Annotated in this window: 9 protein-coding genes; 6 read left to right on the forward strand and 3 right to left on the reverse strand. The window is 45.0% G+C overall.

From position 1 onward, the window contains the following. Positions 1-830 (reverse strand): hypothetical protein (locus tag BZG74_RS14720; RefSeq protein WP_077773273.1); only part of this gene is annotated, 830 nt, incomplete at its 3' end. Positions 831-1,272: 442 nt separating this feature from the next. Here BZG74_RS14720 and BZG74_RS14725 point away from each other — a divergent pair. Then, complete coding sequence (locus tag BZG74_RS14725) at positions 1,273-1,947, forward strand: inovirus Gp2 family protein (protein WP_077600570.1); 675 nt, start codon at positions 1,273-1,275, stop codon at positions 1,945-1,947. Between the two features lie 76 nt (positions 1,948-2,023). On the opposite strand, the gene BZG74_RS14730 is transcribed toward BZG74_RS14725, so the two are convergent. After that, positions 2,024-2,584, reverse strand: coding sequence for a tyrosine-type recombinase/integrase (locus BZG74_RS14730; RefSeq protein ID WP_077773274.1), 561 nt, complete (start codon positions 2,582-2,584; stop codon positions 2,024-2,026). Positions 2,585-2,759: 175 nt separating this feature from the next. Further along, on the reverse strand, positions 2,760-3,263 hold the full coding sequence (radC, locus tag BZG74_RS14735; RefSeq protein WP_021024425.1) for a RadC family protein: 504 nt from the start codon (positions 3,261-3,263) through the stop codon (positions 2,760-2,762). Positions 3,264-3,418: 155 nt separating this feature from the next. Here radC and BZG74_RS14740 point away from each other — a divergent pair, with 155 nt between their 5' ends. The 5 genes from BZG74_RS14740 (at position 3,419) to BZG74_RS14760 (ending at position 12,207) form a co-directional block, all read left to right on the forward strand. Then, positions 3,419-3,613 (forward strand): helix-turn-helix transcriptional regulator, encoded by a 195-nt coding sequence (locus BZG74_RS14740; protein ID WP_077773275.1) that lies wholly within the window; start codon positions 3,419-3,421, stop codon positions 3,611-3,613. 155 nt (positions 3,614-3,768) lie between these two features. Beyond that, positions 3,769-4,749: an AAA family ATPase gene (locus tag BZG74_RS14745; RefSeq protein ID WP_077773276.1), complete on the forward strand. Its 981-nt coding sequence runs from the start codon at positions 3,769-3,771 to the stop codon at positions 4,747-4,749. Between the two features lie 11 nt (positions 4,750-4,760). Next, complete coding sequence (locus BZG74_RS14750; protein ID WP_077773277.1) at positions 4,761-7,298, forward strand: S8 family peptidase; 2,538 nt, start codon at positions 4,761-4,763, stop codon at positions 7,296-7,298. 20 nt (positions 7,299-7,318) lie between these two features. Beyond that, the gene (locus BZG74_RS14755; protein WP_077773278.1) at positions 7,319-10,081 is read left to right on the forward strand and encodes a DNA methyltransferase; all 2,763 of its coding nucleotides are present in this window, start codon (positions 7,319-7,321) and stop codon (positions 10,079-10,081) included. Beyond that, a complete protein-coding gene (locus tag BZG74_RS14760; protein ID WP_201247397.1) occupies positions 10,078-12,207 on the forward strand; it encodes a DEAD/DEAH box helicase in 2,130 nt (709 codons plus the stop codon). The genes BZG74_RS14755 and BZG74_RS14760 overlap by 4 nt, the downstream gene beginning before the upstream one ends. Position 12,208: the final 1 nt, after the last annotated feature.

Genomic DNA, 12,208 nt, shown 5'->3' on the forward strand with positions numbered 1-12,208 from the left:
GCGTTTTCCAATAGGACTACGTTTTTTTTCTTTCTTTCTTTACTTTTCTTTACATTCCAAGCATGTCTGAAATTTTCGAAAAATTTCTTTTTTGTATTTTCAGGGATGAGGTCATAGACAGCAACAATGACTGACTTCATGTCTTCATTGCTTGAAGGTGTCCAAGTGTATCTTATTTCGTATCTTTTTTTTATGTAATCATAAGCCCACATGAGCTGATTGCTGTGACAGCCATCTAACCACTTTATCATTTCAGTCCTTCTGGCGTTTTTTCTCCATTCATTTTTTAAATGATTTGACAGAAGTTTTTCTTCATGCTCTAAAAAATTTGAATGAATGAGACAGTTCTCTATTTGTTTTCTTTTTTCTTCTGTTGTGCTTTGGCGTTTTTCCTGCAAATAAATGCCTTCTATTTTTAGAGGTTTTGTTATTTCTATATCCGTGACAACCCCTGTGTCTGTCTCTTTATATAAAATGTATCCTATCTCTTTGTTTATGTTTTTTATTATGTAGCACCATAGCCAATTAATCTTTCTTTCTTCGCTTAATATACTCTTGAAGTCATAGTTTCTCACTTTACTTTTATGTAGTTCTATTTTTGTTTTTTCTATTGTTTTTTTGATCTTGTTTTCGTCTGTTTTTACTAGCTGGAGGAGTCTTTCATTTATTGTTTTTTTGGGGCTTATCTCAAATTCTTCGGCTATTATTTCTTCTTCCTCGTCACTTGATTCTAAGAGGCCTTTGTTTCTGAACTTCCGCAAAAAGAAAAGGAGATCCCTTTCCGTTCTTATCGACCTTGCGAGATGTGCAGATAATTTTCTATTTAGCATTTCAGTGCTTCTCCTTTTTTATATTTTATTTCTTATAACACCTACTTTTTTCTACCTAAAGTGGCTTTTTAAAAGTGGATTAATAAGTGTGATTGGTGTCACGTTAATTCAGTGGGGATCTGATTTTAGTGATTATAAGGTGACTGAAATGATTATAAGGTGACTGGAGTGATTATAAGGTGACTAAAATGACTAGAGTATCCTCTGGGATACATAGATTTAGGTAGTTATAGGCTCATAACTTCCACATGCTCAGATCGTCGGTGACAGAGGGAGAGGCTAGGTTGGCTGGTGGGTGACATGGTCACAGGAGTAAGGGGAGTTGTCGGTATAGTAATATACGTATTAGCTCTTCTCTTCATATACCCATTACCAGTAAAGAAGATAAGGTAAAAAATAATCTAACTAGTGTTCCTTTGTAGTACTCACAGAGGAGCATGAGATGGACACACATACCTACAAAGACTTTCCTATCCTTCTACCTATCAATGAATGTAAGGCACGTTACTTAGAGAAAATACGCAATATGTTAGCTGATGGTTATCAGGACTATAATAACCTCACTGTTGCTCGTCTTGACTTAAGGTTTCCAGCTACTGATGAGTCTGATGACTTTCTGAAGCGTGATGAGGCCCTCTCCTTCGAGCGATGGAAAAAAGGCACGATTAAACGATTTATTCGAGCTATTGAATTAGAAATGGCAAAGCAAGAGTGTGAGAAGCGAGCGAAGGGTAAGCGGGTGCATCGTTGTAAGGTGCGATATGCTTGGGCAAGGGAGCGTAATCATTCACACAACGATCATTATCATTTCGCGTTGGTATTAAACAAGGATAGGTTTTATTGCTGGGGGAAGTTTGAGAACGTCGAATGCGGTGATGGTTTATATAATATCATTGTCCGTGCCTGGGCGAAGGCAATCGGCCTGTGTAACAATCAAGCGATGGGGTTAGTGCATATCCCTGATAATAGCATTTACTACCTTCACGGACGCCCTGAGAGCTCTGAGCGCGCTGAGCAGGAGTATAAAGATATATTCTATCGACTAAGCTATTTAGCCAAAAAAAGAACCAAGCGTCGCAACGAGGGGTTTCGTTGCTTTGGTTCTAGCACCAAGTAAATCGTGCACAATCGTTTTTTATTGATGATATATATTTAAAATCCCGTCGGCCGTACTGTCATGGTGCGGCCTTACCTCATATCTCTAAGGCAATAAAATCATTGTCGACATCCTCCTGTGTAATACCAATATAACGAAGCGTGATGCCTTCTGAGGTATGGCGCAGCATTTTCATCACCCGACCAATATCTTTTGTGGCTTGATACAACATATAACCGCGTGTTTTTCGCATTGAGTGCGTCCCTAACGAGAGGTTGAGCTCTTGCCCGACCTGTTGAAAGGCGAGAGTAACAGCGCGCCGAGAGAGCGGTTTAGGCGGCAACTGCTTAATCTGCTGACAGCGGTGAGATTGAAACAGGTAGACGTGATCAGGATGGTCTGCCCGTATCTTTTCAATGCGCGCCAGTGTTTTGGGGTTGAGCTGGATATCAGCAATCTTACCTGTCTTACGCTCTTTGATTTGCAATCGGTCACCATGGATATCGTCGAACCGAATCGCAAGCAGATCGGAGATACGTAACGCCAGGTTTAACCCGATATACCAGACGTCGGCCATTTGGCGATGATAACGAATACTCAATAGGTGGCCGATAAGCTGAACAGTCTCAGCATCTTTGATGGCTTGAACTTCTGACATGGCTTACTTCCTTTTTTCTTCACAGATGGAGGTTTTGAGAAGCACAGAGCGGCAGCGACAGCCGGACCCTTGTTGCGCCAGGGTTGGCTGCTTCCCGTTTTAACATAATGAGAAGCAGGGAAAGGTATCGCTGCCTGTGTGCATACGTGACGTGTAAAAATGGGCTGTGAAGCCGCTACACGACTGGGATCCAGCCTCGCTCGGCGAAAGACACACAGTCTTCACCGACAACCACATGATCTAAAACGCGAACATCAATAAGGCCCAACGCTTTGATCAATTTGTCAGTGATATGGCGGTCTGCCTGTGACGGCTCAGCAATCCCGGATGGGTGGTTGTGCGCAAAGATAACGGCGGCTGCATTGTGACTCAGTGCCGCTTTCGCCACTTCGCGTGGATAGATAGACGCGGCATCAATAGTGCCAAAGAACAGGATATCGAACTGTATTAGCCGATGTTGGTTATCCAGCAGCATCAACGCAAACACTTCACGATCATACGCGCCGAGTTTGAGTTTTAAGTACTCCATCACGTTGTTAGGGCTCGTGAAGGTGCCTTCGCGTTTGTACTTTTGTGCCAGTGCTTCTGCCGCGTGCTCTAAGAGCTGGTTCAACTCAGATGGCTGATGGGCAGGGTAGTTGTCTGCAGGGGTAAACAGGGGAGTGTGTGACGTACGCATAGGGAGTCTCCTTTAAGTGATTGATGTGGCTATGCGTATCGATGACATATATCTGAAATCAGGTTGGTTAGGAGAGTGGGTGCAAGAGGGGAGGGTGAAACCGGTAAATCTTTACGTGCGCGGAAATCTCATGAGTCCAATAACGGAGTAACATCATGAGATTAATTAAATTGAGCGAAGTAAAACACATGACAGGCCTTGGCCGTTCAACCATCTACAACCTGATGAAAGACGGCACCTTTCCGAAAAGTGTGCCCCTTGGAGGCAGAGCGGTCGCGTGGGTAGAAAGTGAAGTCGAAGAGTGGGTGATGGCAAGGATAGCGGAGAGGGATAGCGCGGTGGACTTCTGACTAGGGCATTTTAGAGTCAAAGAGTAAACTGGGTACCTCACCTTGCGCTAAATATTGCCAGCTTTGACGCCCCTTGTGACGCCTAGTCTATAGAAGAAAAAGGGGTTTCAATGTATCATTATACTGTAATCACTTTTCACTATTGCGAATAACCTATGGCTAGCTCCAACCATATCAAAGCTTTGCTGCAATCACATATTGACAGAGATGACGACCGGTTCGTTTCTGTTGCGCTCCAGGTAGCTGCTCATGAAGCTAGGAATGGTCATGGCAAGCTTGCGCAAGAGCTGAAAGGACTAGTTGAAAAAGCGAAGAAGAGAAGCGCGAGCAATTTACCGGTTTCCATTGCAGCTGGTGTTAAAGATGCTTCTGGCTTACTGGTTACAACTCATCCTCAATTGCGCTTCTCAGACTTAATTGTATCTAGCGCCGTTAAAGGGCGATTAGAGCGGTTGGTCAAGGAACAAAAGCATCTAACAACGCTCAAGAACCACGGCCTCTCTCCCAGGAGAAAGCTCCTGCTGGCAGGGATGCCTGGTACAGGGAAAACGTTTACTGCGTCAGTTTTAGCTGGAGAACTAGACTTTCCTCTTTTCGAGGTTCGTTTAGATGCTGTGATTACAAAATATCTCGGTGAGTCGTCTGCTAAGCTTCGGCAAATATTTGATACGATAAAAGAAGTTCGTGGTGTTTACTTTTTTGATGAGTTTGATGCCCTAGGATCTCATCGTGGTTCGAACAATGATGTTGGTGAAGCCAGACGTGTTCTGAATAGCTTTTTGCAGATGATTGAGCAAGATGACTCCAATAGCGTCATAGTCTGCGCAACAAACCATATTGAAGCGCTAGATCATGCGTTATTTCGTCGTTTTGATGATGTGGTTCGATATGAATTGCCGTCGGAAGACGAAATAACAAAGCTGTTTCGTTCTCGTTTAGAGCCATACGTAGCGAAGAATTTTTCTTGGAAGCGGCTTCCCACGATTGCTCAAGGGTTGAGCAATGCAGAGATAACTTTAGCTGCAAATGATGCAATCAAAGAAATGTTGATTCATGGTTACAGCTCAATTAGCACTAAAATGCTGATGCAGGCCATTGAGGATAGGAAAAGTATTAGCCAGCACTTTATGGAGTAAAAGGATTTTGAATGGCCAAAAAAAACGAATTTGATAAACCCCACTTCTTTTTCAGCTCCTCCGGCAGTCCTCATGAGTTTACGTCTCGCTCCCCAGGAGGCTCAAACAAGGTAGTGATTCCTGCTCAGGACAGGGCTTCTCACAGCGAAAAGCTACGCCAAGATATCCAAAATGTTGCTACTGACTTAACGGACCTTAAACGGAGCATTCCTGCATCGGAGCTCTCAATGGGCGTTGGTATTCAGGTTGAGTTTGAAAGCTTTCCAGACGTTGGCATGGCCGTTCAGAGTCTTGCTAATGATCCCCAAGGTATTGTGCTACACAATGTCAAAACAGTGGAGCAAGATGGACAGAATACGACTCTTGCGACGGCGTATGTGCCAGAGGGTAAGTTAAGCTTCTATCAAAAAAAGCTGAATGATTACGAAAAATACAAAAAAAATTCGAACGGTGTCGCGGCTGACCATCAAAAACTGATTGATTCAATAAAATCTATCAAGCGTGCTGCTTTCTCTGCTATCTGGGCTGACGATATCAGTCTTCTGCCCGAAGACAAAGAAGCGGATGTTTGGTGGGAAGTATGGTTAGCAACACCGAGGAATAGTCGCCAAACCCATAACCACTACCTTGAAATAGTCTCTGATTTTTCTCGATTAGCGAGACTCGCTGAGATTGAGGTCTCTGAAGTTCAGCTTCGTTTTCCTGAACACACTGTTGTTCAAGTAAAAGCTAGTCAAAGAAAGCTTGAAGAAAATGCAACACTCCTCTTTAGGGTATCAGAGATACGTTACCCGAAGGTCACGGCGGAATTTTTTGATGCGATGGAGCCTACAGAGCAGCAGATGTGGTCTGATGAGCTTCTTAACCGTCTAAATCATACCTATACAGCCGACTCCCCTTATATTTGCATAATCGACTCCGGCGTGAACGTAGAGCACCCATTGCTGTCTTGCTTTGCTGATTTGCCAGATCAGAGAACAATAACAGATGACGATGATCCTACTGATGCGATAGGTCATGGCACAAGTATGGCTGGTTTAGCGATGTGGGGAGATCTCACTGATAAGTTAAGCTCGACAAATACTGAAACCATTACCCATCGGCTAGAGTCAGTGAAAACCATTAGATTTAATGGTGATAATGCTGGGAAGTCTCTGGGGAGAGTAACCGAAGATGCGGTATCAGAAATAGAGATCTATGAACCCGAACGTTCACGAATTTATTCCATGTCACTGTCATCAGGAAAAGGAACGGATAGAGGCCGGGCGTCATCGTGGTCGAGTGCAATGGATATGCTTGCGGTCGATTTTCTGGGCGAAGGGACACTTCCTAGGCTGTTCACTGTTTGTGCAGGGAATACAGCCCCTGTCGGAAGCTTTGAGTATCCACAGCGTAATTATCTAAGCGATGTACATGACCCTGCTCAAGCTTGGAATGTGTTAACTGTCGGCGCATATACCGAGAAAGATGTCATAACAGAACCAGGCGACTATAAACCATTGGCACCCAAAGGGGGGCTTTCTCCCTATTCAACTACATCTCTTGAGTGGGAAAGGAAAAATTCGCCGATTAAGCCAGAGATTGTGTTCGAGGGCGGTAATATTGGGCGAGACGATATTGGTTGTGCTGGTATGCCAGATTTAGAGCTACTCACAACCAATCATGACTTCTCTAGACGACATTTTCGATGTGCAAATGCAACCAGTGCTGCTACTGCATTAGCTGCAAGGTTTGCTGCTCAGATCCTATCGAAGTATCCAAAGCTTTGGCCTGAAACAGTAAGGGCTCTAACGGTACACTCCGCCGATTGGACGGATGAAATGTACTCACTGATTTCTGCGGAGCGAGGTAATGGCAACATTAGAAAAGCTGATATGGCCAAATTGGTACGCAAAGTTGGCTTTGGTGTACCCAATTTGGATAAAGCACTAAGCAGCGCAAGCAATTCGTTATATATGGTGGTTCAGGATGAACTGCAGCCATACATAAGACCAAAACCGGGAAAAGCTAAGACTAAAGATATGCATCTACATGACCTGCCATGGCCCGTTGATGAACTACAAAAAGTTGGTGAAGCGGATGTAGAGCTCACGATTACTTTGTCATACTTTATCGAGCCAAATCCATCTAGTCGCAATGCATTAGACAAATACAGTTATGCCAGCCATCAGTTAAGATTCGACGTTAAGCACCAGGGTGAATCTGACCATCAGTTCATGCTAAGGATTAATGCTAAGGCCGAGGGTGAAAAACCGGAATCCTTAGCCGACGGAAATTGGTTACTAGGAAAGCAGCAACGTCATAGAGGATCAATTCACAAAGATGTTTGGCGAGGTAGTGCTGCAGATCTTGCTGCACGAGGAAAGATAGCCGTTTATCCTGCTAATGGCTGGTGGAAGACCCGACAGGCTCATGAAAAGTACCATTCAAAAGCTCGCTACGCGTTAGTAGTGTCACTCTCCGTTCCAGAGGTTGATGTGGATTTGTATAGCGAAGTTAAAACTATTATCGACTCAAAAGTTGCTACCCAAGCATTGGTAGAGACCTAGACACTATTTTTGGAGGCATCATGGCTTTGAATCATGGCCAGTTGATGGAGCAATTCCAGCGTGCAGCAGAGAAGGCTGCCATTCATTCTGAGCGTGACGAGTTCATATATGATTTTCTGCATGCATTAGAGCGACCCAAAACGACTATAACTAAACTACGAAATGGAGACCCGACTACCAACGTTGCTAAAGTTCCGGGTGCCATCGCAGTACGTCAAAGCTTTTTCTTTGAGCCCGTTGAGGATGGTCGTGACGTTCACGAAGTTTTAACTCAACGAATTAACGATCCTAGTGTTATCGCTGGTAAAAAGGATGACCCCCGCGTCGTCATTATCACCGATTTTAACACCATCACTGCTTGGAGCGTGCTTAAGAAGGAGCGTATGGAAGCGCCGTTCATGGAGTTGGATCGCCATTATGCGTTTTTTTTGCCTATTTACGGGCGAGGGTATGAACAGGTCGAAGATTTCCGTGAGCTGGAAGCAGATGTTAAAGCGGCGCGCATGCTCGGCCATCTTTTCGATGAGATTCGGGAGGCAAATGAGTTTGAGACATCTGAAGAAATTCATGGGTTGAATGTTTTCCTTACACGCCTTCTGTTTTGTTTCTTTGCCGAAGATACTGGCATTTTAAAGCAGAACCAGTTCACTAAACTTGTTGCTGAGCACACAGAAAAAGATGGGTCAAATGTAAGCGACGTAATTCAGGCGGCGTTCAATGTAATGAATGTGCCTGATGATGCTCAGGAACGAGAGCGTTTGCCAAATAGCCTAGCTACACTGCCGTACGTCAATGGTGGACTTTTCAAAAGCAACGAGCCTGCTCCAAAAGTTTTCACAGCTAAAGCGAGACGAGTGTTGCTCGATTGCGGCTCGATGAAGTGGAATGAGATAAATCCGGATATTTTTGGATCAATGTTTCAGTCGGTGGTGGAAGAAGAAAAGCGCTCTAACTTGGGCCAGCATTACACCAGTGTGCCCACCATTATGAAGACGATAGCTCCTCTTTTTCTGGACCCTTTGCGTGATGACTTGGATGTCGCAAGAGGGAATGAAAAGAAACTCGAGGCCTTGCTGAAGCGCTTGCATAAAATCAAAGTATTTGATCCAGCTTGCGGATCCGGTAATTTTCTGATTATCGCCTATAAAGAGCTTCGTCGTATCGAAATGGATGTTCTTATGGCGCTTCAGGAGGCTAGGGGTGAGAGCGCCGCCGGGAGTATAGACTCGATTATGGTTGGCACATCCGGCATTCGCTTGTCTCAGTTTTATGGCATTGAAATTCATGATTTTGCTCATGAAGTTGCCATGTTATCGCTGTGGATTGCAGAGCACCAAGCCAATCAGGCGTTTCGCGAAAAGTTTGGCGACGTATCCCCCCCATTACCATTAAAAGCTGGTGGTAATATCACTTGTGGTAATGCCTTGAGTGAGCCGTGGTCGAGTATTTGCCCTGTTGATAGGGGAGATGAAGTTTATCTTATTGGCAATCCTCCTTTCCACGGTCAAGGTAAGCGCTCAGATGAGCAGGCTGAAGATATGGAACGAGTATTCCGAGGCTTTAAAAAGCATAAGTATCTAGATTTTGTGTCATGTTGGTATTGGCTCGGTGCAAATTATCTCTCTTTAGCTAAGGGCCGAGAGGCGATCGCGGAACTCGCTTTTGTCTCAACAAATTCAATCAATCAAGGGGTACAAGTTGCTACGCTTTGGCCACCAATCTTAGAGCTGGGAATCAAGATTCGTTTTGCTTACCAAGGGTTTAAGTGGCGCAATAATGCACGCGATCAGGCTGGTGTCCATGTTTCTGTTATTGGGCTTACTATGAAGCCCGAGCCAGTTCGGTTTTTATTTACAAGGCGAAGTGATGGAGGATGGGAGAAGACGCAGCCAATAAATATCAGCCCTTATCTATTGTCTGGCACTGATACTGTCGTCACCGATCGCAGAAAACCGCTTGCTCAAGCGTTACCCATGATGAGTGGGAGTAAGCCACTTGATGGCGGTAACTTGATTTTGTCCACAGCCGATCGAGAGGCTTTGATTGATCAGGAGCCCCATGCTGAGCATTGGATGAAGCGCTTGATGGGCGCGGATGAGTTTCTCAAAGGAAAAGAACGTTGGTGCTTGTGGTTGGCTGATGCATCACAAGATGAGCTTGATGCAATGCCATTGGTATTGCAACGCGTTGAACGAGTAAGAGAGAAAAGGCAATCAAGTCGAGACGCAGGAGCTAGAAAGCTTGCTGAGCGTCCTCATCAATTTCGTGACCTCCTTAATCCCTCGCGTTTTATTCTAGTGCCGAGCGTAACTTCTGAACGAAGAGAATATGCACCGATTGGATTTTTTGGTTCAGGGATCATTGCCACAAATCTTGTACAGATTATTCCTAATGCTGGGCTATATGACTTTGCAATACTTCAGACCCGTATGCATATGCTTTGGTTGAAGACAGTTGCAGGTCGATTAGAGACTCGATATCGCTATTCCAATACGCTTGTCTACAACACCTTCCCCTGGCCAGCACCAACCGTGAGCCAGCGCAAAGATATTGAGAGTAAGGCTCAGGAAGTCTTAGATACCCGAGCCTTGTATCCGACGAAGACAATGGCAGATTTGTATGATCCCGAAAAGATGCCTGACGACCTTCGAGAAGCACATCGATCTCTGGATGAGGCTGTAGAGAATACCTATAGGGCGACTTTATTTCGCAATGATAATGAGCGGTTAGAATACTTATTTAAGCGCTACGAAACCCTGATTGCCAAGGAGAATAAGGCATGAGTAAGCCATCATCCGACATAACTATCCAATATAAGCAAACCGGTGCGAGTACTCAGGCTAACCATATGGGGATGCGAGAGATGCAGGCCATGGCATACGAGCACCGCTCCGCGCCATACCTCCTATTGAAGTCGCCTCCTGCCTCGGGAAAAAGTCGGGCGTTAATGTACTTAGCGTTAGATAAGCTCCGCAAACAAGGTCTCAAGAAAGCCATCATTGCTGTGCCTGAAAGGTCAATTGGCTCGTCATTTAAGCCCACAAATTTGAGTGAGGGGGGCTTTGCATGGGACTGGCATCTTGAGGGTCGTAATAACCTTTGTGGGGCAGGTGATGATTTAGGAAAAGGTAAGATCCAGGCTTTTAAACGCTTTCTAGATTCTGATGATGAAACGCTGGTCTGCACCCACGCGACATTAAGGTTTGCTGTCGATGAGATAGCAGATCCGTCACGGTTCAACGATACAGTTGTTGGTATTGATGAATTTCATCATGTCTCAGCTGATGAAGCCAATGTTTTAGGGCGAGTGATTGACGAGATCATGCAAGGCTCCAATGCCCACATCGTAGCAATGACTGGCTCTTACTTCCGAGGCGATGGGATAAACATTCTTGAATCGGAAGATGAAGCTCAGTTTGAGACTGTCACTTATACCTATTACGACCAGCTAAACGGATACCGCCATCTCAAGTCTATAGGCATAGGCTACCACTTTTATGAGGGCGTTTATTTTGATGCGCTTGATAACGCACTGGATACCACGAAGAAGACGATCATCCATATTCCCAATGTGAACTCGTCTGAGTCAATTGGTAAGCATGAGGAAGTCGATCGTATCCTTGATCAGATTGGGGTGGTAGGAGAGCGAATTGGGAATGCCAATATTAATCGGGTCACGACCAATGATGGCAGAGATCTTCTTGTCGCTAATCTCGTAGATGATAATAAGGAATCGCGGGATGCGACGGTAGATTACCTTCAAAACATCACATCGAGGGATGAGATGGATATCATCATCGCCTTGGGAATGGCTAAAGAAGGCTTCGATTGGCCGTGGTGTGAGCATGTTTTAACCATTGGTTATCGTTCATCTTTGACAGAGGTGGTACAGATAGTCGGCCGCGCAACTCGTGATGTTGAAGGTAAAAGACATGCGCAGTTCACAAATCTAATTGCTATGCCTGATGGCGCTGATGAAGACCGTAAAAAGGCAGTGAACACATTACTCAAGGCGATCACTGCTTCACTGCTGATGGAGCAAGTCTTAGCACCCTCGATTAAGTTCAAGCCTCGTTCAAGAATTAAACTCGGTGAAAACGTGCCCAAAGGAACGCGTATTATCGAGGACGAAAATAAGCCTGTTTCTAATCGGTGTGCTGATATCCTCGAAGGTGGCGTTGCAGAGTACATTGCTGACATTACGGCTACGCCAGGCGCAATGAAATTGATGGCAGGAGACGAGAATCAGGGTAGGTTGCTTCGTGAAGAAGACATCAAGTCCGTTCTGCGTATGCGGGAAGCAGACTTGTCAGATGATGAGATTGACCTTCTAGCTCAAGAGATACACTTAAGTCTTGCTGCGCAGGCTACAGGTGGTTTGATAGACGGTGATGACTTGCCGCCAGATGCGGATGTTGTTGGAGAAAAACCGCCATGTGACTACACGGTTGATGGGCAAGAGGAGACCGAAAGTTATACCGATGCGAATTCTGTTCCTGAGCCCAAACTCATTTCTAGATACGAACTTGATAGTGGAGAGACAGGAAGTGAAACATACCCTTCCGGGCGAGCAGGCGAAAAGTTCCTGAAAGTGGGAAGCCGGTTCATTAACATCAACAACGTGAACCTCGACATGATATCTCATATTAATCCTTTCGCTCGTGGAGAGGAAATCCTGTCTAAACACCTCACTCCAGATCGTTTAGCGCGTGTAAAGGACGCGTTAACACTGCCGCGTAATGATGTGACCGAGGATGAGGCTGTTATTTTGCTTCCTCGACTCAAGGAATTCTTCAAAGATAAGAAACGCCGACCACGACACGACGCAAATGATCCATATGAACAACGGCTTGCTCAGGTAGCGCAATTTGTCGAGAACTATCTGAAGAAGAAGCAAGCGGTTTCATAAG

The sequence above is a fragment of the Salinivibrio sharmensis genome (assembly GCF_001995985.1).
In the GTDB taxonomy this organism is placed as follows: Bacteria; Pseudomonadota; Gammaproteobacteria; order Enterobacterales; family Vibrionaceae; genus Salinivibrio; species Salinivibrio sharmensis.